Source organism: Pseudomonas sp. 14P_8.1_Bac3, assembly GCF_025466085.1.
Taxonomy (GTDB): Bacteria; Pseudomonadota; Gammaproteobacteria; order Pseudomonadales; family Pseudomonadaceae; genus Aquipseudomonas.
This window is the reverse complement of sequence record NZ_JANLOD010000007.1, coordinates 1-24,788: the sequence shown is the minus strand read 5'-3', so window position 1 is coordinate 24,788 and position 24,788 is coordinate 1. Positions and strand designations below refer to the sequence as shown.

27 protein-coding genes are annotated in these 24,788 nt (G+C 61.2%); 11 read left to right on the top strand and 16 right to left on the bottom strand.

Annotated elements, in window-relative coordinates; translation table 11 throughout:
• Window positions 1–25: 25 nt before the first annotated feature.
• From NTD84_RS02525 to NTD84_RS02505, 5 genes are read right to left on the bottom strand one after another with little or no spacing between them, the layout of a single operon-like run.
• Window positions 26–1,546 carry an ArnT family glycosyltransferase gene (locus NTD84_RS02525; RefSeq protein WP_262163327.1) on the bottom strand — a complete coding sequence of 507 codons (1,521 nt, stop codon included), beginning with the start codon at window positions 1,544–1,546 and terminating at the stop codon, window positions 26–28.
• 3 nt (window positions 1,547–1,549) lie between these two features.
• The gene (locus NTD84_RS02520; RefSeq protein ID WP_262163325.1) at window positions 1,550–1,828 is read right to left on the bottom strand and encodes a lipid-A-disaccharide synthase N-terminal domain-containing protein; all 279 of its coding nucleotides are present in this window, start codon (window positions 1,826–1,828) and stop codon (window positions 1,550–1,552) included.
• A complete protein-coding gene (locus NTD84_RS02515; protein WP_262163323.1) occupies window positions 1,825–2,565 on the bottom strand; it encodes a glycosyltransferase family 2 protein in 741 nt (246 codons plus the stop codon). Before NTD84_RS02515 ends, NTD84_RS02520 begins: the two co-directional genes overlap by 4 nt.
• 46 nt (window positions 2,566–2,611) lie before the next feature.
• Window positions 2,612–3,589, bottom strand: a complete 978-nt coding sequence (locus NTD84_RS02510) for an SDR family NAD(P)-dependent oxidoreductase (RefSeq protein ID WP_262163322.1) — start codon at window positions 3,587–3,589, stop codon at window positions 2,612–2,614.
• Window positions 3,586–3,726 (bottom strand): hypothetical protein, encoded by a 141-nt coding sequence (locus NTD84_RS02505; RefSeq protein ID WP_262163320.1) that lies wholly within the window; start codon window positions 3,724–3,726, stop codon window positions 3,586–3,588. Before NTD84_RS02505 ends, NTD84_RS02510 begins: the two co-directional genes overlap by 4 nt.
• A 165-nt stretch (window positions 3,727–3,891) precedes the next feature.
• Between NTD84_RS02505 and NTD84_RS02500 the strand changes: the two genes are divergently transcribed.
• Window positions 3,892–4,539, top strand: coding sequence for a YceH family protein (locus tag NTD84_RS02500; protein ID WP_262163318.1), 648 nt, complete (start codon window positions 3,892–3,894; stop codon window positions 4,537–4,539).
• Between the two features lie 113 nt (window positions 4,540–4,652).
• Here the strand turns inward: NTD84_RS02500 and NTD84_RS02495 are convergent, their stop codons facing one another.
• Both NTD84_RS02495 and NTD84_RS02490 read right to left on the bottom strand, forming a co-directional pair.
• A complete protein-coding gene (locus NTD84_RS02495) occupies window positions 4,653–5,171 on the bottom strand; it encodes a cupin domain-containing protein (RefSeq protein WP_262163317.1) in 519 nt (172 codons plus the stop codon).
• Between the two features lie 210 nt (window positions 5,172–5,381).
• Window positions 5,382–6,200 (bottom strand): shikimate 5-dehydrogenase, encoded by an 819-nt coding sequence (locus NTD84_RS02490; protein ID WP_262163315.1) that lies wholly within the window; start codon window positions 6,198–6,200, stop codon window positions 5,382–5,384.
• Between the two features lie 246 nt (window positions 6,201–6,446).
• On the opposite strand from NTD84_RS02490, the gene NTD84_RS02485 reads away from it, so the two are divergent.
• From NTD84_RS02485 to NTD84_RS02475, 3 genes are all read left to right on the top strand, one after another.
• The gene (locus NTD84_RS02485) at window positions 6,447–6,809 is read left to right on the top strand and encodes a hypothetical protein (protein ID WP_262163313.1); all 363 of its coding nucleotides are present in this window, start codon (window positions 6,447–6,449) and stop codon (window positions 6,807–6,809) included.
• Between the two features lie 236 nt (window positions 6,810–7,045).
• Complete coding sequence (locus NTD84_RS02480; RefSeq protein WP_262163311.1) at window positions 7,046–7,240, top strand: hypothetical protein; 195 nt, start codon at window positions 7,046–7,048, stop codon at window positions 7,238–7,240.
• A gap of 115 nt (window positions 7,241–7,355) precedes the next feature.
• Window positions 7,356–7,538 (top strand): hypothetical protein, encoded by a 183-nt coding sequence (locus tag NTD84_RS02475; protein WP_262163426.1) that lies wholly within the window; start codon window positions 7,356–7,358, stop codon window positions 7,536–7,538.
• On the opposite strand, the gene NTD84_RS02470 is transcribed toward NTD84_RS02475, so the two are convergent.
• The gene (locus tag NTD84_RS02470; RefSeq protein ID WP_262163309.1) at window positions 7,535–8,596 is read right to left on the bottom strand and encodes an AI-2E family transporter; all 1,062 of its coding nucleotides are present in this window, start codon (window positions 8,594–8,596) and stop codon (window positions 7,535–7,537) included. The two genes, NTD84_RS02475 and NTD84_RS02470, sit on opposite strands and share 4 nt — an antisense overlap.
• 342 nt (window positions 8,597–8,938) lie before the next feature.
• Window positions 8,939–9,802 carry a LysR substrate-binding domain-containing protein gene (locus tag NTD84_RS02465; RefSeq protein ID WP_262163307.1) on the bottom strand — a complete coding sequence of 288 codons (864 nt, stop codon included), beginning with the start codon at window positions 9,800–9,802 and terminating at the stop codon, window positions 8,939–8,941.
• A gap of 96 nt (window positions 9,803–9,898) precedes the next feature.
• Here NTD84_RS02465 and NTD84_RS02460 point away from each other — a divergent pair, with 96 nt between their 5' ends.
• On the top strand, window positions 9,899–10,804 hold the full coding sequence (locus NTD84_RS02460; RefSeq protein ID WP_262163306.1) for a DMT family transporter: 906 nt from the start codon (window positions 9,899–9,901) through the stop codon (window positions 10,802–10,804).
• Between the two features lie 137 nt (window positions 10,805–10,941).
• On the opposite strand, the gene NTD84_RS02455 is transcribed toward NTD84_RS02460, so the two are convergent.
• Together NTD84_RS02455 and NTD84_RS02450 are read right to left on the bottom strand one after the other, a co-directional pair.
• Complete coding sequence (locus NTD84_RS02455) at window positions 10,942–11,172, bottom strand: hypothetical protein (protein WP_262163305.1); 231 nt, start codon at window positions 11,170–11,172, stop codon at window positions 10,942–10,944.
• Between the two features lie 248 nt (window positions 11,173–11,420).
• Window positions 11,421–12,299: a LysR family transcriptional regulator gene (locus NTD84_RS02450; protein WP_262163304.1), complete on the bottom strand. Its 879-nt coding sequence runs from the start codon at window positions 12,297–12,299 to the stop codon at window positions 11,421–11,423.
• 161 nt (window positions 12,300–12,460) lie between these two features.
• Here NTD84_RS02450 and ampC point away from each other — a divergent pair, with 161 nt between their 5' ends.
• From ampC to NTD84_RS02435, 3 genes are all read left to right on the top strand, one after another.
• A complete protein-coding gene (ampC, locus tag NTD84_RS02445; protein ID WP_262163302.1) occupies window positions 12,461–13,627 on the top strand; it encodes a class C beta-lactamase in 1,167 nt (388 codons plus the stop codon).
• 158 nt (window positions 13,628–13,785) lie between these two features.
• Window positions 13,786–14,559, top strand: coding sequence for an ABC transporter substrate-binding protein (locus tag NTD84_RS02440; protein ID WP_262163300.1), 774 nt, complete (start codon window positions 13,786–13,788; stop codon window positions 14,557–14,559).
• Window positions 14,560–14,584: 25 nt separating this feature from the next.
• A complete protein-coding gene (locus NTD84_RS02435; protein ID WP_262163299.1) occupies window positions 14,585–16,018 on the top strand; it encodes an N-acyl-D-amino-acid deacylase family protein in 1,434 nt (477 codons plus the stop codon).
• Window positions 16,019–16,160: 142 nt separating this feature from the next.
• On the opposite strand, the gene NTD84_RS02430 is transcribed toward NTD84_RS02435, so the two are convergent.
• From NTD84_RS02430 to NTD84_RS02420, 3 genes are all read right to left on the bottom strand, one after another.
• Window positions 16,161–16,721, bottom strand: coding sequence for a DUF4174 domain-containing protein (locus tag NTD84_RS02430; RefSeq protein WP_262163425.1), 561 nt, complete (start codon window positions 16,719–16,721; stop codon window positions 16,161–16,163).
• Between the two features lie 227 nt (window positions 16,722–16,948).
• Window positions 16,949–17,734, bottom strand: coding sequence for a sulfite exporter TauE/SafE family protein (locus NTD84_RS02425; protein WP_262163298.1), 786 nt, complete (start codon window positions 17,732–17,734; stop codon window positions 16,949–16,951).
• Window positions 17,735–17,852: 118 nt separating this feature from the next.
• Entirely contained in the window at window positions 17,853–18,602 is a 750-nt protein-coding gene (locus NTD84_RS02420) for a hypothetical protein (RefSeq protein WP_262163297.1), read from the bottom strand.
• Window positions 18,603–18,839: 237 nt separating this feature from the next.
• Between NTD84_RS02420 and NTD84_RS02415 the strand changes: the two genes are divergently transcribed.
• The 3 genes from NTD84_RS02415 to NTD84_RS02405 all read left to right on the top strand — a co-directional run bounded on the left by NTD84_RS02415 (window position 18,840) and on the right by NTD84_RS02405 (window position 21,424).
• Window positions 18,840–19,982, top strand: coding sequence for an aldose epimerase family protein (locus NTD84_RS02415; RefSeq protein WP_262163295.1), 1,143 nt, complete (start codon window positions 18,840–18,842; stop codon window positions 19,980–19,982).
• Between the two features lie 120 nt (window positions 19,983–20,102).
• Window positions 20,103–20,924 (top strand): aldo/keto reductase, encoded by an 822-nt coding sequence (locus NTD84_RS02410; protein ID WP_262163292.1) that lies wholly within the window; start codon window positions 20,103–20,105, stop codon window positions 20,922–20,924.
• A 29-nt stretch (window positions 20,925–20,953) separates the two neighbouring features.
• Window positions 20,954–21,424, top strand: a complete 471-nt coding sequence (locus tag NTD84_RS02405) for a DUF1810 domain-containing protein (protein WP_262163290.1) — start codon at window positions 20,954–20,956, stop codon at window positions 21,422–21,424.
• On the opposite strand, the gene NTD84_RS02400 is transcribed toward NTD84_RS02405, so the two are convergent.
• Window positions 21,389–23,749 carry a DNA polymerase II gene (locus NTD84_RS02400; RefSeq protein WP_262163289.1) on the bottom strand — a complete coding sequence of 787 codons (2,361 nt, stop codon included), beginning with the start codon at window positions 23,747–23,749 and terminating at the stop codon, window positions 21,389–21,391. The two genes, NTD84_RS02405 and NTD84_RS02400, sit on opposite strands and share 36 nt — an antisense overlap.
• Window positions 23,750–23,841: 92 nt before the next feature.
• Window positions 23,842–24,699, bottom strand: coding sequence for an SDR family oxidoreductase (locus tag NTD84_RS02395; RefSeq protein ID WP_262163288.1), 858 nt, complete (start codon window positions 24,697–24,699; stop codon window positions 23,842–23,844).
• Window positions 24,700–24,788 lie beyond the last annotated feature (89 nt).

The window sequence follows — 24,788 nt, the reverse complement described above, 5'->3', positions numbered from 1 at the left end:
TGACAGGAGTGAAACGTGGGGTCGATTATAGCGATGCGCGGTCCCAGGTGAAGCGATAGATATGCGCCGGCGGTCCAGGGTGGCAATTGCCGTTATCGGCGTCGGCCCCCACGATCGACCACTGCGCCCGCGAGGTGTCGCCCAACTCACGGGCGAGCTGCGGATTGAAGCACTGGCCGAGCCTATCATCCGGCACCAGGGCATACGCCTGAGGATGTTCGCGCAACCACCGCGCCGCCTGCTCCACCGTTGACCCGGCCATGCCGAAATGCACGATCGGCTGTCGCGCGAACAACCAATGCCCCTCACGCCAGTCGACCAGCACCAGGTCGGCGCCCTGAGTCATCGCTGCCGCCTGTGCCATCAACCCGTCGTGGGGATTGGCGCCATCCTTGACCGGCTCGATAAAACCGCGAGCGAACCACAGCGCGAACCAGGCCAATGCCACCCCCTGAAAGATCCGCCAACCCAGCACGCGCCGACGGAACCAGCGTTTGAACAGCCACGGCATCAGCGGCGCGGCGACCAGCACCAACCCAGGCAACGCCGGATAAATGTACAACTTGCGCTTGCCACTGCTCAGGCAGAAAAACAGCACGACCAGCGCCACCCATCCCAGCAGTACCAGCACGCGGCCGTCGCGTTTTTGCAACTGCCGGCGCCACGCGGGAATCAGCCAGGGCAGCGCGAGCACCAGCGGCAGCCAATATTGCGGAATGACATTGAGGAAGAAATACCAGAACGGCTCACGATGATCCCATGCCGCCGCATAGCGCCCCGCCGTCTGACGCAGCAGAATTTCCCGCGCATAGGCGATTTCCTCAGCCCCGCCATTGAGCACGATGGACAGCGCCAAGGGCAGCAGCCAGATGCCCACAGCGCCCAGCAACAGGATGAAACCTAGGCACCATCGACGCGCCTCGCCGGGCATCGCCACGACGCCGGGCCAGTCCTTGCGCACCGCGTAGGCATACGGGATCAACATCAACGCCGGCACGAAGCCGACGCCTTTGGTGATCACGCCGATCCCCATCGCCGCGCAGCCGACGTAAAACCAACGCCACGCAGGCCCCAGCAACAGATGCCGCGTCAGGCCATACAGACCCAACGTAGTGAAAAGAATCAGAAAACTGTCGATCTGCCCGGTGCGCAAAATGCTGTAGGTCTGATAGGTCGCCAGGTACAAGAGCGCGGCGGTTCGACCTGCGCGTCGATTCCACAATCGGCGGCCCAGGTCGTAGAGCATCGCCGTGACCGACGCGGCCGACAGCAGCCCTGGTATATAGAGGGCGATGGCGGGTATCCCGGTGAGCCAGGTGAAAAACGCCACGGTCCACATGAAGATCGGCGGTTTATCGCCGTAGATCTCCGCGGCCCGGTGGGGAATCAGCCACGAACCGTTGTGCAACATTTCCAGGGCCACGCCGAGGAAGCGCTCCTCGTCGACATTCTGCGGCTGACGCCAACCCAGCCCCGCGCCGACCAACAATAGAGCAAGCAACATCAATCCCAGGCATTCGACGCCGGGTGACAGGGTTCGGCGCATGGGTCAGTCCTTCACGGTTTTGCTGCGGGCAATCAATTGCAGGTTGCGCAGGTACACGATGGAGCCGAACGCCTGCCCGGCGATGAACACCGGGTCCTGCCGATAGATGGCGTAGGCGAACAACAGCGTGCTGCCGACGATGCTCAAGTACCAGAAGCTCACCGGAATCACGCTGCGTTTCTTGTATTCGCTGTACAGCCACTGCAGGACGAAGCGGCCGGTGAAGGCGATCTGGCCGGTGAACCCGACCACCAGCCACAGGGTTTCGCGGGACAGGTTCATCCTTCGATCTCCTGCGCATGGCTATTCAGGCGCGTGCGCCGGATCAGCCACCAGACGCCGACCAGGTCGAGAATGCCCACCAACGCGCGGTCTAGGTTGCCGTACTTGGAGACCCCGGCCGTGCGCGGTCGATGGTTGACCGGATGGGTGAGCATGCGCCCGTTGTGCCGCTGGATCAGCGCCGGAATGAAGCGGTGCATATGGTCGAAGTACGGCAAACGCAGGAATGCCGCGCGCTGAATCAGCTTCAGCCCGCACCCGGTGTCCGGCGTCTGGTCCCTGAGCAGGCGACTGCGCAAGCCGTTGGCGAACCGCGAGGCCCAGCGTTTGCTCGCGGTGTCGCGGCGGTTGACCCGGTGCCCGGCGACCAATTGCAGGTCGGCTGTGGCCCGCTCGCTGCGTACCAGCGCCAGCATGCCAGGGATGTCCGCCGGGTCGTTCTGGCCATCGCCATCCAGCGTCGCCAGCCACCGGCCACGGGCGGCGAGCGCGGCATGGTACAGCGAGGTGCTCTGCCCCAGCGAACGGTCGTGGCGCAGGATGCGCAAGGTGTCCAGGCCGCCGTGCCGGGTCTGCTGCAAGGCCTGCAACGTGGCGTCTGTGCTGCCGTCATCGACGACGATAACCTCATAGGCTTCGCCCGTCAGTGCGATACGGATTTCTTCCAGCAGCGAGACGAGATTGTTCGCTTCGTTCTTTGCCGGAATCAGCACGGATACAAATATGTCCTGGCTCATAGAGGCCTCTGTTTTCCTGGATTTTTTATGATGGAAGGCCAACGCTTCATCGCTGATAAAAGTGCCGATACCACTTCACGAACTGGCCGACACCGGTCTCGAGCGAGACCTGCGGACGAAAACCCACCCACTGCGCCAAGGCCGACACATCCGCCCAGGTCTTGTGCACATCGCCGGCCTGCATCGGCAGCCAGTTGCGTCGCGCTGGCCGGTCCAGCGCCGACTCCAGGCACTCGACGAAATCCAGCAGCGCGACGGGCTCGCCGCGGCCAATGTTGAACATCCGGTTGACGCCCTCGCCCGCCACTTCTGGAATCGGCGGTCTTGGAACCAGGCGCGCGATGCTTTCGACGATGTCGTCGATGTAGGTGAAATCCCGTGACATCGAGCCCCGGTTGTAGAGGTCGATCGGCCGGTCGTCGAGAATCGCTTCGGTGAACTTGAACAGCGCCATGTCCGGGCGCCCCCAGGGTCCGTAAACCGTAAAAAACCGCAGGCCACTGGCCCTGATGCCGTACAGATGGCAGTAGCTGTGGGCCATCAGTTCGTTGGCCCGTTTGCTCGCGGCATACAGCGAAACCGGGTGATCAACGGCGTCCTCGACGCTGAACGGCATTTTGCTGTTGCTGCCGTAGACCGAGCTGCTCGAGGCGTAAATCAGGTGCTCGGGACGATGGTGTCGGCAGGCTTCCAGCACATTGAGGAAGCCGGTCAGGTTCGATTGCCCATACACGTCCGGGTTATCCAGCGAATAGCGAACGCCCGCCTGGGCCGCCAGATGAATCACCTGGGTAAAGGCGTGGGCCTCGAACAACGCCATCAGGGCAGGCTTGTCGACGATGTCCAGCGTCTGGAAATGAAAGCCGGCACAATCGTTCAATTGCTTGAGCCGAGCGTGTTTGAGTTGCACGCTGTAGTAGTCGTTGAGGTTGTCGATGCCCACCACTTCGAGGCCTTGCTCACACAGGCGCTTGACCGTGTGATATCCAATGAAACCGGCGGCGCCGGTGACCAGTACGGTCATGGCAGGCGCGCGCCGTTCGGCGCATGATTGCGGGTCAAGCCCAGGGTCAGCGTCATGCCTTGCTCCAGGTTGCAGTCAGTAAGGCCAGTGACGTTGTCGATACGCTTTGACGCCGCGCCCTTCAGGGTCGCCGTCATCCCGCGGCCATGCCTACGGTGCTCCGCGGATAAAAAAATAGCGTGATGAATTGATGTCGCTTTTATGACGATTGCGGGGGGAGGCGACAAATTCAGTTGCCATTGGCGCCCGTCAAACTAAAGTGCATGCCAGCAGAAGACTATGAACCGGGGAAGGGACGCATCATGAGCATTGAGCAAGAAACCACGTTCGATGAGCCACGGCTCAACAGCACGGAAATACGCATTCTCGGTTCATTGATCGAGAAGCAGGCCACCAGCCCGGAAACCTATCCGCTGACCCTCAATGCCCTGGTGATTGCCTGTAACCAGAAAACCAGCCGCGAGCCAGTGATGAACCTCACCCAGGGCCAGGTCGGCCAAAGCCTGCGCGCCCTCGAGGGTCGCGGGTTCACCAAACTGGTGATGGGCAGCCGCGCCGACCGCTGGGAGCACAAGGTCGACAAGGCCCTGGAACTGGTGCCGGCGCAGGTGATACTCACAGGGCTGTTGTTTCTGCGCGGTCCGCAGACGGTCAACGAACTGCTGACCCGCAGCGGTCGCATGCATGAATTCGAAGACGCCGAACAGGTGGTGCATCAGCTGGAGCGCTTGATCGCTCGCGGTCTGGCGCTGCTGATCCCGCGCCAGGCCGGGCAGCGTGAAGATCGCTACATGCATGCGCTGGGTGATCCCGCGGACATCGAAGCGATCCTCGCGGCGCGGCAGAACCCCGTGGAGCGTGGCTCGGGTGGCGGCGTGTCCGTGGAGCGGATTGAAGAGCTTGAAGCGCGCATTGCGGCGCTGGAAGAACGACTGGCACGCCTCGAATAAATGTGGGAGCGGGCTTGCTCGCGAAAGCGACCTGCCCGTCACATCAATGCAAGATGTGACAACGCTTTCGCGAGCAAGCCCGCTCCCACAATTGAATCGGTGTTACCCGGTGATCACTCGCCTTCCCAGTAATCCACACCGTCAGCCTGCCGGGCGACGGCGACGAAGCCCGAGGCATTGCCCTCGGCGTCGACCTTGAACTCATCCATCACCGCGTACTTGCCGGAATCCGGGTACTCGCAGATCTCCGGCGATTGCTGGGTGCTGACCGCCAGGTAGCGCAACTCACCCTTGCTGGTGTTGATGATCTGGTGCGCCGCTTCCGGGCCACCCGGCGGGCAGGCGATCACGTCACCCGAACGAATGGGAAAACGCTCGGCGCCGAGACGGACCTGCCCTTCTCCCGCGACCACGTAAAACATTTCCTCGTTGACCCGATGACTGTGAAACGGACTGCCGCGCATGCCCGGTTCCAGCACATACAGGCGATACCCGAGCTTCTGCGCCCCCAGTTGCTGACCGACCCTGGCCATCCGTTGTTGATAACGACCGGCCGTTTCGCCGGTGGGCGCCAGGGCTTCGGGCAGCGGTTCGAGTTCGACCTGATTCAGGTTGAGGATGGGCGGGTGCATGGTGGCCTCGGTCACGGTGTTTTTTGAGGGATAAGTCTTGGCTTGCTGGTTGGAATTATAGGCTGCGACCGACTGAAGACCGCGTCGCGCTCTTCGCGAGCAGGCTCGCTCCCACAGTGGATCGACGTCGTACACAACTTTGCCAATCGACAGAGAACCTTGTGGGAGCGGGCTTGCCCGCGAAGAGGCCAGCCCAGCCAACCGAAATTCCTAGCCGCGAGCAAACTCCACCGCCTTGTGAAACTGCTCCTGCGTCGGTCGCACCCCGGTGTACAACACGAACTGCTCCAGCGCCTGGATCGCGATCACTTCCAGCCCGGTGATCACCCGCTTGCCTTCGGCGCGACCGCGTACGATCAGCGGTGTTTCCGAGGGGATCGCCACCACATCGAAGACGGTCTCTGCCGCCGCGATGACCTCGGCCTCAAACGCCAACTGATCCGCCTCAGGTCCGCCGGTCATACCAATTGGCGTGACGTTGATCAGCATCTGCGGGCGCCGATCACCCAGTACCGCTTGCCAGTCATAACCCAACGAATCCGCCAAGGCCCGTCCGGCCTGCTCGTTACGGGCCACGATCAGGCCGTTTTTATAGCCGCCATCGCGCAAGGCACTGGCCACCGCCTTGGCCATGCCGCCGCTGCCGCGAAGGGCGAAGCTTGATGCCTTGGGCACCTGGTGGGTTTCCAGCAGTTGAGCGATGGCGATGTAATCGGTGTTGTAGGCCTTCAGGTGGCCGTCGGTGTTGACGATGGTGTTGATCGATTGAATGGCCGCGGCGGACGCGTCCAGCTCATCGACCAGCGCAATGCACGCCTCCTTGAAGGGCATCGACACGCCACAGCCGCGAATGCTAAGCGCGCGAATGCCGGCGACGGCGCCGCTCAGGTCCTGGCTACGGAACGCCTTGTAATAGAAATTCAGGCCCAGCTGTTCGTACAGATGATTGTGGAAGCGCAAGCCAAAGTTGCCCGGCCGTCCCGACAGGGACATGCACAGCTGGGTGTCTTTGTTGGGGTTCATCTGCATGAAAAATCTCCTTCGACAGCACTTTCAGATGGACGGGATTAGCCATTCCATCGCGATCTGTTCGATCATATAAGCGTGCCTGCACGTGGCAGCGCACGACGGTAAGGAAGCCGGTACAGACCTTACACAAAATTTACCCAACGGCTGTGCTGATTTTCCGAAATACGCTGTCTTAGATGTATCCCCGCGACAATCCTTGGGTCTATTGCAGACGCAAGCGCCGGGTTGAAGAACCGAGGAATTATCATGATCCGTAAAATCCCCACAGTTGCCTTGCTGATCGGTGCTCTTGCTATCGCAGGGCAGGCAGAAGCGCATGGCGGTGGCGGTTGGCAAGGTCCAGCGGTATTTGGCGCGATCGTTGGCTCCGCCATCGTCGGTTCAGCCATCATCAACAGCAACCGGCCGGTCTACGTCCAGCAACCGGTGTACGCACAGCCGCAGCCGGTGTATGTGCAACAGCCGCCACCGGTTTACTACCAGCCAGCGCCGGTTTATGTGCAACAGCCGGTCTACTACGGCCCGCCGCCGGTTTACTACGGCCCACCCCGTGGCTACTACGGCCCGCCACGTTATTACGGCCCTCCCCACGGTTACGGCCGCTGGTAACAGCGCTGATCGAGCCCCGCTTATAGAGCGGGGCTTTTTTATGCCCGTTCGTCGGCAAGGGTCTAAATACATCGCGCCAAGGTCGCTATCGGGACAGCGCGGACCGTTCAAGCGGGCAAGATTGACTCTGGCGCCCTTTCCCCGGCTCGGGGAAAACGGTCATATTTATGTCATGCCAGGTCCGCAAGCTTGGATCTGTCCGCCCACAACAGGTTGATAACAACAAGGACGAGCACATGCCGACGCAAAATCCGCACCGCGATCTCAGCCTGTGCACCTCCAGCAAGGTGTACAACGCCCTGACCGAACTCAAGCACCTGGAAGGTCATCGCAGCGCCAAGTTTCTTTCGCTGCTGGCAGAAAACCTGGTGCGCAAAGGCCTGCTCAACGAACAGGAAGTGGTTCACATGCTCGACCTGGTGGTCGACTGACCGACAGGCGGTCGCTTGGGTGCGTTCGCGTCAATGACGACTATTGAAAGCGTTGATTGTTCCTTCAGGCGCCAGGTCCGTAAGGTAGCTCCATAGATTGATGGAGGTACTTATGATGTCCCATGTTCAGATCATGTCCGTTATCGGCAGCGCCGTCCCCGCCCCACTCAGAGCACTTGGCTTGCTCGCCTGCTGGTATCTGGTCCAGGACGGCGAACCGATCAGCGGTCCGCTCACTTCGCTGAACGACGCCAAGGCCTTGTCACAACGCCTCGTCACCGACCGATTCAGCGCCTAAGGCAGCTGCACCCGCGGTTTGGTTTCGATGAAGATTGCCCAGCTCGACATGAACAGCGCCGCGATCAACGGCCCGATGACAAAACCGTTGAGCCCGAAAATCGCCAGGCCGCCCAGGGTCGAGATGAGAATCAGGTAATCGGGCATCTTGGTGTCCTTGCCCACCAGGATCGGCCGCAGCACATTGTCCACCAGGCCGATCACGAATACGCCGAACAACCCCAGCACCACCCCCTGCCAGATCGCCCCGCTGAACAGGAAAAACACCGCCACCGGCCCCCAGACGATCCCCGCGCCCACTGCAGGCAACAGCGACAGAAACGCCATCAGCACCGCCCAGAGCAACGCGCTCGGGATATCGAGAAACCAGAAAATCGCACCGCCCAGCGCGCCTTGGGTAATGGCGACCACCAGGTTGCCTTTGACCGTGGCTCGCACCACTCGGTTGAACTTGAGCTGCAATCGACGCTTCTGGTGTTCTTCCAGCGGCACGGCGGCGCGCACTTTGCGCGCCAGGTCGGCACCGTCGCGCAAAAAGAAGAACAGCAGGTACAGCATGATGAAAAAGCCGACGATGAAATCGAACGTGCCCTGCCCGAAACTGAAGGCCTGGGTGGCGATGAACTCATTGCCCGTCACCGCGCTCTTGATGATTTTCTCCCGCAGCCCGTCCAGCTCGCCGAGCCCGGCGCGATCGAGCAAATGCTGGAAGTACGGCGGCAGGCTGTGCTTGAAATGGGTGACATAGCCGGCAATGTCCAGCTCGCCGCTTTCGATGCTCTTGTACAACGTCGCCCCTTCCTGAACCAGCAACACGCTGAGAATGATCACCGGCAGGATCGCGATGATCAGGCAGACGCTCAGGGTCATCAGCGAGGTCAGGTTACGCGGCCAGCCGAATTTCAATTGCAGTCGGCGTTGCAGCGGGGCAAAAAGGATTCCGAGGATCACCGCCCAGAACACCGCGCCGTAAAACGGCAGCAAAATCCAGATGAAAGCAGCGGTGACCAGCCCGAGCAGGATCACCAGCGATTTGTTGTGTACCGTCTTTTCGTTCATGTCCGATCCATGTCAGTCCGCCGGGACGCAATGTTGCGTCCTGATGCTTAGTCCGCCACGGTCCGCGCGAGTGCCATCCGCTTGTTCATCAAGCATAGATGCAGATCAATGAATTCCGCGGACAGGCCGATTAGCTCGCCACGCCCGACCTGCGCGCATCCCCCGGCACCCTGAAAAACAGGCGCGAGTAAGCGCGGCTTGATCTTCTGACACACCACACTCTCCGTGTAGGAGCCAGCTTGCTGGCGATGGACTCAAGTGCACCGCGTTGATTCAGACAGCATGCGTCATCGTTAACGACCATCGCCAGCAAGCTGGCTCCTACAGGGGATTGTGGTGTTTTCAGGCGAACTCTTCGCGCAACATCGCCACAAACGCTTCCCGCGCCGGGTGCACCCCGGCGTTCTCGTGCCAATAAAACAGGTTATCGATCGCGGTCAGCTCAGGGAACTCATACCCCGCGCAACCCGCTCCTTTGGCGTACTGATCGAACACCCCCTTGGGCACCAGCGCCACCCCCGCCCCCGCACTCACGCACCCGACAATCGCGCCGTAACTGGCCAAACTGACGATCGGCAACGCTTGCCCCTGGCGCAACAACCAATGCTCCAGCGCCGCGCGATACGGGCAGCCTTGGGGCCACATGAACACGGTCTTGTCCTGCAAATCGGCAATGTCGCGCACCGGCCCCAGGGACGTCGAGGCAATCAGCAGCAGCTCCTCGCGGTACATCGGCGTGCGTTTGAGGTGTGAGCGCTCGACATCCACAGCGACGATCGCGCCGTCGAGCCGGTGGCTGACCGTGTCATCGAGCAACTGGCCCCAGGTGCCGGTGGTCAGCTCCAGCGCCACCGCCGGGTAGCGTTTGTGGAACTTGGCGAGCAATCGCGGCAAGCGCCCTGTGGCGGACGATTCGATGGCGCCGATGCGCAACGGGCCGGACGGCTCGGCAGCAGGATCGACCGCGCGTTTGGCCTCATCGGTCAGCGCGAGAATCTTCGAGGCATAGGCCAGGAACGTCTGCCCCGACGGACTGATGCGCAACCCGCGACCTTCGCGCAGAAACAACGCGACACCCAGCTCCGCCTCCAGCGCCTTGATCCGTGCGGTGATGTTCGACGGCACGCAATGCAACAGCTCGGCCGCCCGAGCGATGCTGCCAACGTCGGCAACGGTCTTGAACATGCGAATCTGCGCCAGCTCCATACATCACCTAAAGTGAACGGTTTGCGCAGTATAAGTCAGTTGTGGCGAACAGTCCGAATTCCGATACTCGAAGCATCTGCCCTCAGGTGCCCGATCATGCAAACGCTGCCCCATCACCCGACCCTAAAAATCATCCTGGCCATGGCATTCGTCGTGGCCTGCTGGGGTTATTCCCCGTCCGGCATTCACATCGGACTCCAGGCCTATGACCCAGGACATCTGGCGTTGCTGCGATTCCTCGTGGCGTCGCTGTTCATGGCGCTGGTCGCGCTGTTCAAAGGGATTACCCTGCCGCGCCTTCGCGATCTGCCGTTGCTGTTCGGCCTTGGCTTTTTTGCGGTGAGCCTGCATCACGTGGCGCTCAACTTCGGCCAGCAAGGGGTCAGCGCCGGCGCGTCCAGCGTGCTGGCACAAACGACACCGCTGTTCAGCACACTGCTCGCGCGGTTTGTGTTCAAGGACCGGGTGAGCGCCTGGCGCTGGGGTTGTGTATTGCTGGGTCTGGTCGGTGTGGTGATCGTGGTCGCCGGTGATCGCGGCTTGGGCGGCATCGATGCCCACGGCCTGTTGATTCTGTTGGCGGCAGTGTCCTGGAGCTTTTACTTCGCCTTGCAAAAGCATCATTCCGGGCGATACGACGGGCTGACCCTGGTCTGTTACACCGTGTGGTCAGGGACGGCACTGTTGCTGGTATACCTGCCGGGATTGGCAACACAGGTAGTCAGCGCGCCGGCCCATGTGCAGTGGGCGGTGCTGGCGTTGGGGGTGTTTCCGAGTGCACTCGCTTACCTGGCCTGGGCGTTTGTGCTCGCACACGTTGACCTGAGCCGAGCGACGATGACGCTGTATCTGGTGCCACCAACGGCGATGGCGATTGCCTCGTTTGCACTGGGGGAGCGGCCGACGGTGATGATTGTGGTGGGTGGGATGGTGGTGCTGGTCAGTGTGCTGGCATTGAATCTGGAAAGGCGGCCGGTGGTGATTCGGGTGGCTGGGGTTTGATCCCGGCATTTTTAGCGCTGCTGCAGACGTTATCGCTGGCAAGCCAGCGATCCTGTGGGAGCTGGCCTGCCAGCGAAGAACGATAATGCGGTGCAACCTGCCGAACGCAAAAACCCGGCGCACTGGCCGGGTTTTGTTTAGCGCCTGTCATCGGACAGCGGTGTCGGCTCATCCGCCGGAGGCATGTCCTCGTCCGCCGTCGGGTCCTTCCAGTCTTCAGGCCGATCGGCGTCAGCTTCGGCCGGATCCCGCGAAGGGTTCATGCCGGGAGGTGCGTCGTGATCCATGGTCGGCTCGTCGGTGCCAGGCACGGGTCGGGTGGGGTCGGTGTTGGGTGTTCCACCTTGGAACGTTGATTCGTTAGCCATGACGCACCTCATTGATGAGGTCCAGCAAATCTGGGCCGTACAGTTTGGAATCAGGCGTGTGATGGCAGTGCTATCGAGTAGACGAACGGTTGATCGCGACCGTGGGCAAGCGGCTGGACGCGGGCCCAGCCCCCCGCAACCCTGTAGGAGCAAGCTTGCTCGCGATGCGACAGGCCAGTCACTTCAGGGCTGAATGTACTGCCGCTATCGCGAGCAAGCTCGCTCCTACAGGGGGGACTCGGTGTCGGTTAGTGCAGTTGGGCCGCCTGCAACAACCACCCTTTGAACGCCGCCATCGCCGACGTTTCCGCCCGCGACTGCAAGCGGGTCAACCAATAGCTGCCCGTGGTAATGCCAATGGCGAACGGTTGTTCAATCGCACCCGCCGCCAGTTGTCGGGCGAACATCAGCGGCGGCGCCAGCGCCACACCTACCCCCTGCAACGCCGCCTCCATCATCGCCAGCGACGAATCGAAAACGATGCTCCGTGGCGGAGCGACATGGGCCAGCAGGCCGGTGGCCTGAAACCATTCGGGCCATTCGTCCGCGCGATAGGAACGCAGCAGCGTTTGTTGCAGCAAATCGTCCGGCGTCTGCAGTTGCCGGGCAATCCCGGGCACGCACAACACCGACAACGGCGCCTCGATCAAACGCACCGCCTCGATCCCATGCCAGGCCCCGGCGCCAAACCGAATCGCGTAATCCAGCCCTTCCGCCGCCACGTCCACCCGATTGTTGTTGGTCGACAGCCGTAAATCTACGAAGGGATGTTTCGCCTGGAAGTCGGCCAGTCGCGGCAACAACCAGCCCACCGCAAATGTCCCTACCGCGCCTACCGTCAACACTTCGCGAAAATGCCCGCCCTCGAAACGCTCGAGGGTTTCGGCGATGCGGTCGAAGGACTCGCGCAGCACCGGCAGCAAGGTTTCCCCTTCGCTGGTCAGCATCAGCCCGCGGGGCAGGCGTTTGAACAGCGTGACGTTGAGCTGGGCTTCCAGGCTCTTGACCTGATGACTCACCGCGGCCTGGGTGACACACAATTCCACCGCTGCCCGTGTGAAACTCAGGTGACGTGCAGACGCCTCGAAGGCGCGCAAGGCATTGAGCGGTAGTTGCGGCCGAATCATGCCTACTCCCCAATTTTTCTAATGGCTCATGCGAAATAACGTCGTTTGTCGAAGGCCGGCAAAGTGAATAGATTCTGCCTCGCTCAGCGGCGGACCGATTTGAAACCGCGCCCAGTGTAGCGGGTACATCTCTTAAAAACTTCATGGACAGCGGCCCACACATGTACAACTTCAGAGTCAGCAAGGTCTTATCCTACAGTGCTTTCGGACTTTTCCTCGGTGCAGGCCACTGCGTTGCCGCGGATCCCACCGACCAACAGATCGAAGCGGCGGTCAAGGACGCCGTGCTCCCGGTCATGCAGCAACAGCAGATACCGGGCATGGCGGTTGCGGTGACCGTCAACGGAAAGCCGCATTACTTTAACTACGGCGTAGCCTCGAAGGAGACCGGCACGGCGGTCAGTGCAAACACCTTGTTCGAGATCGGCTCGGTGAGCAAAACCTTCACCGCCACCCTCGCCGCCTACGCCCAGGCCAGCGGCAAACTGTCCCTGTCCGACAAGGCCAGCGATGTTTTGCCGGCGTTGAAAGGCAGCGCGTTCGACCGCATCAGCGTGCTGCAACTGGGCACCTACTCTGCCGGCGGCCTGCCATTGCAGTTTCCGAAAGAAGCCGACACCGGGGACAAGATGCTCGGCTATTTCAAAGAATGGAAACCGGTGTACGCCGCCGGCAGCCATCGCCAGTATTCGAACCCGAGCCTGGGGCTGTTCGGCTATCTCGCCGCCCACAGCCTGGGCCAGCCGTTTGACCAGGCGCTGGAAAAAAACTTGCTGCCCAAACTCGGGTTGCAGCACACCTTTCTCAAGGTGCCAACTGCGCAAATGGCGCTGTACGCTCAGGGTTACAACAAGGATGACCAGCCGGTTCGTGTCGGGCCGGGCGCCCTGGATTCGGAAGCCTATGGCGTGAAAACCAGCGCTTCGGACCTGATTCGCTACGTTGAAGCAAACATGAAGCCGTCAGGCCTGGACGCAATAATGCAGAAGGCCATCGCGGCCACGCACACCGGTTATTACAAGGTGGGCAACATGACCCAGGGCCTGGGTTGGGAGTTCTACAGCTACCCGGCCAGCCTCGAAACGTTGCTCGCCGGCAACTCGGCGCAGATGGCCTATGAAGCCAATGCAGTCCAGTGGCTGAAGCCGCCGCAAACTCAACCGGGCAGCGTGTTGTACAACAAGACGGGGTCTACCGTTGGCTTCGGTGCTTACGTGGCGTATATGCCCGCGAAGGACATCGGCATCGTGATCCTGGCCAACAAAAACTACCCCAACCCGGAGCGGATCAAAATCGCTTACTCGATCCTGAGCGCACTGGATAAATAACGGAAAGCCTTGATCGGCGTGAACAAAAATGGGCGACCCCTCAAAGGTCGCCCATTTTGGTTTGCGCGCCGGCATTGACGAGTACAGACATAAATGTCCATTATGGACAAATACATCCAGACAACACTCTGACACCCTTACAAAACAGGAGATCAACAATGAAGAAAACAATGTACCTGGTCATTGCATTGGCATTGTGTGTCACGAGTGCGTTAGCAGAAGACAAGCCCCTGCGGATTGGCATCGAAGCCGCCTATCCGCCGTTCGCCTTCAAGACCGCCGACGGCAGCCTCGGCGGGTTCGACTATGACATCGGCAATGCGTTGTGCGCGAAAATGCAAACGAAGTGTGTCTGGGTCGAACAGGAATTCGACGGCCTGATCCCGTCGCTGAAAGTGCGCAAAATCGATGCGGTGATTTCCTCGATGCTGATCACCGAAGAACGCAAGCGCTCGGTCACGTTCACCGACAAATACTATGCGAGCCCGGCGCGGTTGGTGATGAAGGCTGGCTCGCAAGTCGACGACGATTTCAGCCAGCTCAAGGGCAAGCGCATCGGCGTGCAGCGCGGCACGTCCCAGGATCGCTATGCCACCGACAAGCTGCAACCGTTGGGGGCCGAAATCGTTCGTTACGGCTCGCAGTCGGAAATCTACCTGGACATGCAGTCCGATCGGCTCGACGGCACCATCGCCAACGCCGCGCCGCTGCAGGAGGGATTTCTCAAGACGCCTCAGGGGAAGGGTTTCGCCTTCGTCGGACCGGAACTGCGCAACACCGAATACTTCGGCGAAGGCACCGGCATTGCGGTGAGCAAGGGCAATACCGAACTGGCGCAACGCTTCAATACCGCCATCAAGGCCCTGCGCGCCGACGGCACCTACCAGCAGGTCGAGAAGAAATACTTCGACTACAACATTTACGGCGATTGAGAACCGGTTTGCTGGAGCGACTTGCATGACAGTCATCGACACCCTGATCCGCAATGCCACGCTCATCGACGGCAGCGGCGCCCCACCCTTTGTCGCCGACGTTGCGCTGGTTGAGGGCCGGATACAGGCGATCGGGCATCTGCCGGACCTGGAGGCGAGGCAAGTGATCGACGCCCAGCACAAAATCCTCAGCCCCGGCTTCATCGACGTCCATACCCACGATGATCTGGCGCTGCTCAAACAGCCGGCCATGTTGCCGAAAATCTGCCAGGGCGTGACCACCGTAATCGTCGGCAACTGTGGCATCAGCGCCGCTGGCGTGCGCCTGCGCGGTGAGCCGCCCGACCCGATGAACCTGCTCGGTGAAGCGGCGGACTTCAAATACCCTACCTTCAACGACTACGCAGCCGCGATCGAAGCAGCCTGCCCGGCAGTGAACGTCGCCGCGCTGGTCGGGCACACCGCCCTGCGCGCCAACCATATGCAGCGCTTCGACCGCGCCGCGACGCCCCAGGAACTCGAGGCCATGCGCGATGACCTCAAGGCTGCGCTGCAACAGGGTGCGCTCGGCCTGAGCACCGGTCTGGCATACCGCAATGCCCTGCACGCGCCGACGAGCGAAGTCGATTTTCTCGCCGAAACCTTGCAGGAAGCGGGGGCTATCTACGTCAGTCATATTCGCTCCGAAGACGACGAAATCATCGAGGCCATCGATGAAGCCCTCGACATAGGTCGCGATGCCGGCGTGCCCGTGATCATTTCCCACCTCAAATGCGCCGGCCGCGGCAACTGGGGGCGCAGCGCAGCGATCATCGACAAAATAGAAACCGCACGGCGCCGGCATCCGGTGGGGTGTGATTGCTATCCCTACGCCGCCAGCTCGACCACCATCGACCCGCGCATCGTCGATGAAAGCTTCCGGATCCAGATCACCTGGTCAACGCCGCACCCCGAGATGGCGGGCAAAGACCTCAAGGACATCGCCGGACTGTGGGGCCTGTCACAGGTCGACGCCGCACAACGGCTGGAGCCCGGCGGCGCGATTTATCACGAGATGGATGAAGCCGACGTGTCGCGCATCCTCGCCTACCCGCACACCATGATCGGCTCTGACGGCCTGCCCAACGACCCGCGCCCACACCCAAGGCTGTGGGGCACGTTCGCGCGAGTGTTGGGCCATTACAGCCGCGACCAGGGACTGTTCCCGCTCGAGGAAGCCGTTCGCAAAATGACCGGCCTGCCCGCCGAACGCTTTGGTCTGCACGATCGTGGGCGCCTGACTGTGGGCGCCTGGGCCGACCTCGTGCTGTTCGACGCACAAGGCATTCGCGATTGCGCGACCTTCGAACAGCCGACGCTGCAACCACAAGGCATCGAATCGGTTTGGGTCAATGGCGTGCTGTCATACAGCCAGGGGCACACCACTGAGGCGCGGAACGGGCAATTCATTCGGCGCTGACAGGCGCCATCCAAACTGATGGGGTGGCCTCTTCGCGGGCAAGCCGCGCTTGCACAGGATTTTCAGTGGCCGCAAGACTCAGACACGACCCCAGGCACCATCGACGCTGGATGAGCGAGCTCACTCCTGCAACGGACCGTGCTCAGTCATCAGGCATTTCAGGTGGCTTGGCCGGTTTCGCCGGTTTGCCCGGTTTTGTGCCTTTGGCGCTTTTGGCGCCGTTGGCCGGTGCGGCCTCTGGCGTCGGTGTTGGCGGCGCCGCGGCGGCGGCCTCTTTTTCAGCCATCGGCATCTGGTCGATCGTGCTGAAAATCGCCTTCAGGTCCACCGTGTCCGATTGCTCGAGTTTTTTCTCGCCGTCCTTGCCGACCAGAATGACCTTGGTCTTGGCCCCCGCCCCCAATTTCAGCGAGCGGATCAGTGCCGCGGTGTCTTGTGGTCCCAGGTCCTTGCCGTCGCGCTGGCCCATCAAGTTGAGCACGGTATACAGGACCATGTTGCGGTCGGTGAATTCTTTGCGATTGGCAGGCTCATCGAGGGATTTTTTCAGGCTGACCCACGTTGGATCGACCGTGCTCGGCGCGATGACAATCAACGGCCTCGACCTGCCCTTGTCCATGTCCAGCGGTGAATCGCCATCGGCGGCGAACAAGGGGCCGGCAAGAACCAGCAGGGTTGTCAGGGTCAGTGACCTGATGAGCATGCGCATCTCCTTTTGATATCCACGCTCTAATGATTGCGCATCGCGGCGTTCGTTCCGGGTGACGCACCGCAATTGTGTTTCGCCTTGACCCAAGCTTAGGTCAGGGCGGTCATTGCGCAACAGGCTGGTCCATCTCCTTGCAGAAGCGAGGCTTGCCCGCGAAGAGGCCATTGCATCCGGCATTGATGATGCGCCGGGCTGCGGAATGGAAAAGATAAACGCGCTGATCAGAACGCCAGTTTGTAGCCGATCAGCACCAGCATCGTCGCCAGGCAAGGGCGCAGCACTTCATCGGAGATGCGGCCCGTGAGGTGACTGCCCAGGTAAATCCCCGGCAGCGAACCCATCAGCAGGAAGCCCAGCACATGCCAATCCATGTTGCCCATGCTGGCGTGGCCAAGGCCGGCGACCAGCGTCAGCGGCACGGCGTGGGCGATTTCCGTGCCGACCAGGCGACGGGTCGGCAGCAGCGGATAGAGAATGAACAACGCCACCGTGCCCAGGGCGCCGGCACCGATGGAGGTCAGGGCGACCATCGTGCCCAGGATCAGCCCGGTGATCACCGTCAGCAGATTCAAGCGCTGGCCGCTCGGGTTGTACTGGCCGCCGGCGCGTTTGTGGGCGAAGTCGAGCAAGCGCTTCTTGAAGAAGATTGCGAACGCCGTGGCGAACAGCACGAAGCCCAGTGCCTGTTTGATGATGGCATTCATCGCGTCGGGGGAGGTTTGCAGGCTGCTGAGGAACCACAGCGTCAGCGCCACCGCCGGCACACTGCCGAGGGTCAGCCAGCCGGTGATGGCCCAGTCGATGTTCTTGTTCTTGCGATGGACCAGCACACCACTGGACTTGGTAATCGCCGCATACAGCAGGTCGGTCCCGACCGCGGTGGCTGGATTGACCCCGAACCACAACAGGATCGGCGTCATCAACGAACCACCGCCAACGCCGGTCATCCCGACGATAAAGCCCACCACGAGACCTGCCACGACCAAACCGAAATTAGCGAAATCCATTAACACGCCCACAAAAACGCATGAAAAAACTGGCCCGCAGCATAGCGATTTTTCTTATAACCACTTATATCGATACGGTCTATCGTTATGCCTGAATACGTCCGTTCCTACAGCGAAATTACTGCACGGGCAGAAAATTCAGGAACAGCAGGCTCTGCGCGTAATTCAGGCCAATCCGCCGATAGCGCTCGTCCAGCATCTGCGTCAGCAAATCCAGTCGCGCGACGATCTTGCCAAACTCCGTGGCGAAACTCAGGTTGCTGCCCTCCTCCGAAATCTCGTTGGAGAACAGCAACGGTTCACCGTTCTTGTTCTGCCGCTGGCTGAGGATCCAGGTGGCCTTCTCGATGTTGCGCGCGGCATTGTTGACGAAGGTTGGGTTGATCGCATCGGTCATGTAGAACTCCAGCCGATTGCCGTGCGCGGTGACCAGCATGCTGCCGATGGCATAGATGAAGGCGCCGACCCGGTCCCCTAGAAACTCCGGGCTCATGGCGAAACTCAGCGCCGCCAGGTCCTTCTTGCCTCCGAGCGTCGGCAGGGGCTGTTGCTGTTCGATGGCCATGCGCACTTGCTTTTCGGCGGTGCGGGCGTCAAGAAAGCCGGATTTTTTCAGTTCCTGCGGGTTGCGCAGGTAGAGCTTGCTCATGAGCAAATAGAGGCTGTCGAGGTTATCGCGCATCGCCAGGGTGGCCATGCGGTCGACGCTGGTCTGGAGGAATTCCTGAGGCCTGCCTTCGCGAAACTGGCTGACGATGTCCCGCCCTTGCTGCTGGCTGCAACCGGTCGTGAACAGCATCGACAGGACGGCGAGCAGCAGGCAATGGCGGCGCAGATGCACAACGGTGAAAGGTAAAACTCGAGCCATGGGTGCTTGGACTTGGGCATGGGCCGGCGGTGGGGATCGCCGCAGGCTGGCCAAGGATAGAGCCATGGATTGCGAAAAAGTGCAGTGCCGGCAGTCCATGAATCTGGGCAACCCACAGATTAGTCATACTTTATTAGCGCGAAATAACCAATATCCGCTATAAATCCTCTCTGATCGATTTAATTATCGATTACTAGTATGACTACTTAAACAAAACAACAAAAAGGAAAGTCAACCATGCTTCAATCCCGTTATTGCCTGCTCGGACTGTCCCTGATGATTGCCACCCTTACCGCCCACGCTGCCGGTCTGTCCAGCGAACACACCGCCTTCGGAAAAACCAGCGACGGCACGCCCGTCGAAAAATACACATTGCGCAACAGTCACGGTATGCAGGCCACCGTCATTACCTACGGCGCGACGCTGCAATCGCTTGAAGTGCCCGATAAAAACGGCCACCTCGAAGACGTGGTGCTCGGCTTCGATGACGTGCAGGGTTATCAGAGCGGCAAGGCCTACTTTGGCGCGACCATCGGACGCTTTGGCAATCGCCTGGCCAACGGCGCTTTCGAACTCGATGGCCAGCGCTTTCAAGTGCCGCAAAATGACGGCTCGAATTCGCTGCACGGCGGCACGCAAGGCTTCGACAAACAGGTGTGGAAAGCCGAGCCAGCCAAAGGCAAGGATTCGGTGGGCGTGACCCTGACGTACTTGTCGGCGGATGGCGAAATGGGTTTTCCCGGCAACCTGAAAACCGAGGTCACCTACAGCCTCAACGACAACAATGAACTGCGCATCGACTACAAAGCCTCCACCGACAAGCCCACAGTGTTGAACCTGACCAACCACAGCTACTTCAACCTGGCCGGCGCGGGCCATGGCGACGTGTTGCAACAGCTCGCAACCTTGCACGCCAGCCACTACACACCGGTCAATGGCACCTTGATCCCGACCGGCGAACTGGCACCGGTGGCTGGCACGCCGATGGATTTTACAAAACCCACCGCCATCGGCACGCACATCAAGGCCGATCATCCACAGCTGAAATTTGCCGAACCGAAACAGGGCGGTTTCGACTTCAACTGGGTACTGGACACCCAGGGTGACGTGAAAAAACTGGCGGCCGACGTCAGCGACCCGAAGTCCGGCCGCCGCCTGCAGCTCTACACCACCGAGCCGGGCGTGCAGTTCTATACCAGCAACTTCCTCGATGGCTCGGTCAAGGGCAAGGCCGGCAAGACCTACGCGCATTGGGGTGCGTTCACCCTGGAGACCCAGCATTACCCCGACGCGCCTAACCAGCCGAACTTCCCGTCCACGCGTCTGGATCCGGGCAAAACCTATACCCAGAGCACCGTCCTGAAATTCTCCGCCCAGTAACCGCGCTGCGGTTTTGAGCATCACCCCGATCTCCTGCAGGCCCCGGCTTGCAGGCGAAGGGAACCCCTGAGCTATTCTAATGCCAACCGGATTGGTGACTGAATAACCCAGGAGGTTTGCATGCGGTTTCTTGAAATGGCCGGCGCCAGCGTTCTGGTCATCGGCCAGGGCACCTGGCGCATGGGTGAGGATCGCGCGCGGCACCGCGAAGAAGTCGCCGCGCTGCGCCTGGGCATCGAACTGGGCCTGACCCTGATCGACACCGCGGAAATGTACGCCGAAGGAGGCGCCGAGGCCGTGGTGGGCGAAGCGATTGCCGGCCTGCGCGACCAGGTCTTTCTCGTCAGCAAGGTGTACCCGCACAACGCCGGTCGCAAAGGTATCCCCCAGGCCTGCGAACGCAGCCTGCGCCGGTTGAATACCGATTACATCGATTTATACCTCCTGCACTGGCGCGGCCAGTATCCCCTCGAGGAAACCGTTGAAGCCTTCGAACGGCTGCGTGAAGACGGCAAGATCGGCCGATGGGGCGTGTCGAATTTCGATGTCGATGACCTGCAGGAACTGGCGTCCCCGGCGTGCGCAACCAATCAAGTGCTCTACAACCTGGAGGAGCGCGGCATAGAATTCGATCTACTGCCGTGGTGCCAGCAGCATCGCCAGCCATTAATGGCGTATTGTCCCATCGGCCAGGGTGGACGCTTGCTGGCCCACCCTACGCTCCAACAGGTCGCCGCCCGTCACGCGGCAACACCGGCGCAGGTAGCGCTGGCATGGATTCTGCGACAGGATGGGGTGATCGCGATCCCCAAAGCGGTCCGGCCTGAACACGTGCACCTGAATGCGCGAGCCGCGCAGTTGCAACTTGAGGCCGGAGATCTGGAGGCGCTGGACCAAGCGTTTCGCGCGCCACAACGCAAACAGCGACTGGCCATGGTCTGAGCCATCGCGGTTCTGTCAGAGGGCTTCTCATGAGAAGCACCGATCAGCTCGACGCGTTCAATCTGCAGCGTTTTACGCTGGCGCAGGACGCGGTATTCGAGCGCGTGCAAAACGAACTCGGCGCGGGCCGAAAGCGCAGTCACTGGATGTGGTTCGTCTTTCCGCAATTCGCGGGGCTTGGCGGCAGTGAAATGTCGCGCCGCTTTGCCATTCAATCGAGCGCAGAAGCCGCTGCGTATCTGCAACACACGCTACTGGGCCCACGGTTGCGCACGTGCACCCAACTGGTGCTGAACATCCAGCAACATTCCATCGCCGAGATTTTCGGCCATCCGGACGACCTGAAATTCCACTCGTCGATGACTCTGTTCGCCCAGTTCGCCCCGCCGGAGAGCCTGTTTCATCAAGCGCTGGAGCGTTACTTCCACGGCATCCCGGACGGCTGGACGTTATCGCTGCTGGACTCAAAACAGGCCCAACTGCCCCCCAATCAGGGTTGAGAAGTCGTCGTCGACGAACGGCAGGATCGCGTCAGCCACCGGTTGCAACTGCCGGGTGACGTAATGGTCGTAATCGATCGGCGCACTGCGGATCTCCAGCGGCTCGGGCCCGGCGACGGTGATCACGTAGCTGATCCAGCCGCCGTTCTGGTACTGCCGCGGCCGGCCTTGCTGAACGTTGTACTCATCGGCAGTCCGTGCGGCGCGAACATGGGGCGGCACGTTGCGTTCATAGTCATCCAGGGTACGGCGCAGGCGCTTGCGGTAGATCAGGCGATCGTCGAACTCACCGGACAGGGTCTTGCGCACGTATTCGCGCACGTAATCCTGATAAGGCTGGCGCTGGAAGATTCGTGTGTACAGCTCCTGCTGGAACTGCCGGGCCAGCAGCGACCAGTCGGTGCGCACGGTTTCCAGCCCTTTGTAAACCATCTCGTCGCTGCCATCGGCCCGCGTCACCAGCCCGGCGTAGCGCTTCTTGCTGCCCTCCTCGGCACCGCGGATGGTCGGCATCAGAAAGCGTTTGTAATGAGTCTCGAACTGCAACTCCAGGGCGCTTTCCAGGCCGTATTCCTGTTGCACGTGCTCGCGCCACCACTGGTTGACGTGATCCACCAGCGCATGGCCGATCTGCGCCGCCTCCTGCTGACCGTGCGCGCGCCGCAGCCAGACGAATGTCGAGTCGGTGTCGCCGTAGATCACCGTATGCCCTTGGGCTTCGATCAATTGGCGGGTGCGCAACATGATCTCGTGGCCGCGCAGGGTGATCGACGAGGCCAGGCGCGTATCGAAGAAGCGGCAGCCGCTCGAACCGAGCACGCCGTAGAAAGCGTTCATGATGATCTTCAGGGCCTGGGACAACGGCGCGTTGTGTTCACGCTTGGCGGTTTCACGGCCCTCGGCGACCCGCGCAACGATGGCCGGCAGGCAATGCCGGGTTCGGGAAAAACGCGCACCGCGAAAGCCTGGCACCGACTCGCTGTCGTCTGGGTGCTGCAAACCTTCGATCAGCCCGACCGGGTCGATCAGGAAAGTGCGGATGATCGATGGATAGAGACTTTTGTAGTCGAGCACCAGCACCGATTCGTACAGGCCCGGTTGCGAGTCCATGACAAAGCCCCCGGGGCTGGCCTGGGCCGGTTTGGTGCCGAGGTTCGGCGCGACGAAACCCTGGCGGTGCATCAACGGCATGTACAGGTGGGTGAACGCCGCCACCGAACCGCCGCTGCGATCCGCCGGTAACCCTGTGACGCTGGCCCGTTCCAGCAAGAACTTGAGCAATTCGGTCTTGGCGAAAATCCGCGTGACCAGCTCGCAGTCCTTGAGGTTGTAGGTGGCCAGGGCCGGTTTGTCCTCGGCGAACATGCGGTTGATTTCGTCCATGCGCTGGTACGGCGTGCTGATCGCCTTACCCTCGCCGAGCAAGGTTTGCGCGACGTTTTCCAGGCTGAACGACGGGAAGCTCCAGGTCGCCGAACGCAGGGATTCGATACCGTCGATGATCAAGCGCCCAGCGGCCGCAGCGAAGTAATGGTGGCGGCTGCCGTGTTCGCGCCACTGCATTTCTTCGCCACCACGCCCCAGCTTCAGCGGCACCGCGAGCCGGCGCGCGTGTTCGTGCAGTACCCGCAGATCGAACTGCACGACGTTCCAGCCGATGATCGCGTCGGGGTCGTGACGGGCGAACCAGTCGTTGAGCTTTTTCAGCAACAGGGTGCGGGAGTCGCAATATTCGAGCTGGAAATCCACCGCGCTGTCGTCGCCATTGGGCGGGCCGAGCATGTACACCTGACGCTCGCCACAGCCTTCCAGAGCGATGGAGTACAGATCGCCCTGGGCGGTGGTTTCGATGTCCAGGGACACCAGCCGGAGTGCCGGCCGATAGTCAGGATCGGCTTTCATCTGCGCGTCGAGCAGCAGGCCGTCGGCATCCGGTGTGCCACCGAAGACCACCGGCGCGGTGATGAAACGTTCCATCATGTAGCGTTCCGGCGGCCGCACATCGCCTTCGAACATGTCGACGCCGACCTTGCGCAGCGCAGTTTCCAGGCGCATCAGCTGACCGTGCTGCTGGCAATACAGACCGAGCACCGGGCGATGTTCGAAGTCCTGCAACGCCAGGGGTCTGAGCTCGACGTTTTTTTCGCCGCGCAGTACGTGCTCGGCCTGCTCGCGCTGCTCGGCCGGGATGAACGCCACCGACGGTTGATGCGGCAGGCGGATATGCCGGGGACCGGCGTCGGTCGCCAGCCAGAACTCGACTTCCGTACCGCTCGGGGTATCGCGCCAATGCCGGGTCAGGACGAAGCCCCGCTGTAAATCCACCACTGCAACCTCACATCCGGATCAGGCGGCAATTCTACGCGTCATCGCGGGTGATAGCGCGGCTCCATCACACCCGAAAAAATCCCCGGCGTTTACCGTTCTCCTACGGAGGCTTTCTTGATGGGGCGGGTGGCGAATTTGCTGCGCATCAGGGCCATGTAGTCGGCTTCCGAGGTTTCACGTCGAGCCTTCACCAAGGGTTCGATATCTTGAGTGGCGACATAGCGCAGGCGGTCAGTCCCGTCGCTGGCCGCGTCAAAGATGACCTGCGCCACCTCTTGCGAGGTGGCCAGGCGTTCGCCGCGCAAACCTTCGAACACCTTCAATGCGGCGTCGACAAACTGGCCGTAATCCACTGGAGTCGTCAGCCCGGCGGCCTCTGCCGCGGAGCGCGCGCCGAACCCGGTGCTGACCACCCCGCCCGGCTCGACGATTTTCACTACGATCCCAAGCGCCGCCAGCTCATAGGACAGCGACTCCGAAAAGCCTTCGAGGGCGAATTTGCTGGCGCTATATGCGGAAATCATCGGCAGGCCAAACACCCCGGCACCGGAGCTGACGTTGACGATCACCCCGGCCTGGCGTGCACGAAAGTGCGGCAGGATCGCCCGGGTCACATCCATCACGCCGAACACGTTAACGTCGAACTGCTCACGGATTTTCTCCGGCGAGGTGCCTTCGAACACGCCGAACAGGCCGAACCCGGCGTTGTTGACCAGCACGTCGATCTGGCCGAAGCGCTCGATGCCGGCGGCGATGGCGCTGTCGATGCTGACCGGGTCCTGGACGTCGAGACGGACCACCAGCAGGTTTTCAAGTGCGGCCAGGTCGGCGCCGGCGGAAAGTGTGCGCATGGTCGCAATCACGTTCCAGCCCTGGGCGGCGAACATTTGCGCGGCGGAGCGGCCGAAGCCGGTGGAGGCGCCGGTGATAAGGACGGTCTGGGTCATTTCAATGCTCTCTTCACAAATACAAATCTCCCTGTGGGAGCGGGCTTGCTCGCGAATGCGGTGGGTCAGTGAAAATGCAATTTTAAATG

Bases quoted from the DNA above. Each gene is read 5' to 3' on its own strand.
- NTD84_RS02440 (WP_262163300.1), top strand. From the start codon at position 13,786: ATGAAGAAAACAATGTACCTGGTCATTGCATTGGCATTGTGTGTCACG.
- NTD84_RS02425 (WP_262163298.1), bottom strand. From the start codon at position 17,734: ATGGATTTCGCTAATTTCGGTTTGGTCGTGGCAGGTCTCGTGGTGGGC.
- NTD84_RS02495 (WP_262163317.1), bottom strand. From the start codon at position 5,171: ATGCACCCGCCCATCCTCAACCTGAATCAGGTCGAACTCGAACCGCTG.
- NTD84_RS02455 (WP_262163305.1), bottom strand. From the start codon at position 11,172: ATGGCTAACGAATCAACGTTCCAAGGTGGAACACCCAACACCGACCCC.
- NTD84_RS02460 (WP_262163306.1), top strand. From the start codon at position 9,899: ATGCAAACGCTGCCCCATCACCCGACCCTAAAAATCATCCTGGCCATG.
- NTD84_RS02505 (WP_262163320.1), bottom strand. From the start codon at position 3,726: ATGACGGCGACCCTGAAGGGCGCGGCGTCAAAGCGTATCGACAACGTC.
- NTD84_RS02515 (WP_262163323.1), bottom strand. From the start codon at position 2,565: ATGAGCCAGGACATATTTGTATCCGTGCTGATTCCGGCAAAGAACGAA.
- NTD84_RS02410 (WP_262163292.1), top strand. From the start codon at position 20,103: ATGCGGTTTCTTGAAATGGCCGGCGCCAGCGTTCTGGTCATCGGCCAG.
- NTD84_RS02525 (WP_262163327.1), bottom strand. From the start codon at position 1,546: ATGCGCCGAACCCTGTCACCCGGCGTCGAATGCCTGGGATTGATGTTG.
- NTD84_RS02465 (WP_262163307.1), bottom strand. From the start codon at position 9,802: ATGGAGCTGGCGCAGATTCGCATGTTCAAGACCGTTGCCGACGTTGGC.
- NTD84_RS02500 (WP_262163318.1), top strand. From the start codon at position 3,892: ATGAGCATTGAGCAAGAAACCACGTTCGATGAGCCACGGCTCAACAGC.
- NTD84_RS02490 (WP_262163315.1), bottom strand. From the start codon at position 6,200: ATGCAGATGAACCCCAACAAAGACACCCAGCTGTGCATGTCCCTGTCG.
- NTD84_RS02395 (WP_262163288.1), bottom strand. From the start codon at position 24,699: ATGACCCAGACCGTCCTTATCACCGGCGCCTCCACCGGCTTCGGCCGC.
- NTD84_RS02405 (WP_262163290.1), top strand. From the start codon at position 20,954: ATGAGAAGCACCGATCAGCTCGACGCGTTCAATCTGCAGCGTTTTACG.
- NTD84_RS02480 (WP_262163311.1), top strand. From the start codon at position 7,046: ATGCCGACGCAAAATCCGCACCGCGATCTCAGCCTGTGCACCTCCAGC.
- NTD84_RS02510 (WP_262163322.1), bottom strand. From the start codon at position 3,589: ATGACCGTACTGGTCACCGGCGCCGCCGGTTTCATTGGATATCACACG.
- ampC (WP_262163302.1), top strand. From the start codon at position 12,461: ATGTACAACTTCAGAGTCAGCAAGGTCTTATCCTACAGTGCTTTCGGA.
- NTD84_RS02415 (WP_262163295.1), top strand. From the start codon at position 18,840: ATGCTTCAATCCCGTTATTGCCTGCTCGGACTGTCCCTGATGATTGCC.
- NTD84_RS02450 (WP_262163304.1), bottom strand. From the start codon at position 12,299: ATGATTCGGCCGCAACTACCGCTCAATGCCTTGCGCGCCTTCGAGGCG.
- NTD84_RS02420 (WP_262163297.1), bottom strand. From the start codon at position 18,602: ATGGCTCGAGTTTTACCTTTCACCGTTGTGCATCTGCGCCGCCATTGC.
- NTD84_RS02430 (WP_262163425.1), bottom strand. From the start codon at position 16,721: ATGCTCATCAGGTCACTGACCCTGACAACCCTGCTGGTTCTTGCCGGC.
- NTD84_RS02485 (WP_262163313.1), top strand. From the start codon at position 6,447: ATGATCCGTAAAATCCCCACAGTTGCCTTGCTGATCGGTGCTCTTGCT.
- NTD84_RS02470 (WP_262163309.1), bottom strand. From the start codon at position 8,596: ATGAACGAAAAGACGGTACACAACAAATCGCTGGTGATCCTGCTCGGG.
- NTD84_RS02520 (WP_262163325.1), bottom strand. From the start codon at position 1,828: ATGAACCTGTCCCGCGAAACCCTGTGGCTGGTGGTCGGGTTCACCGGC.
- NTD84_RS02435 (WP_262163299.1), top strand. From the start codon at position 14,585: ATGACAGTCATCGACACCCTGATCCGCAATGCCACGCTCATCGACGGC.
- NTD84_RS02475 (WP_262163426.1), top strand. From the start codon at position 7,356: ATGTCCCATGTTCAGATCATGTCCGTTATCGGCAGCGCCGTCCCCGCC.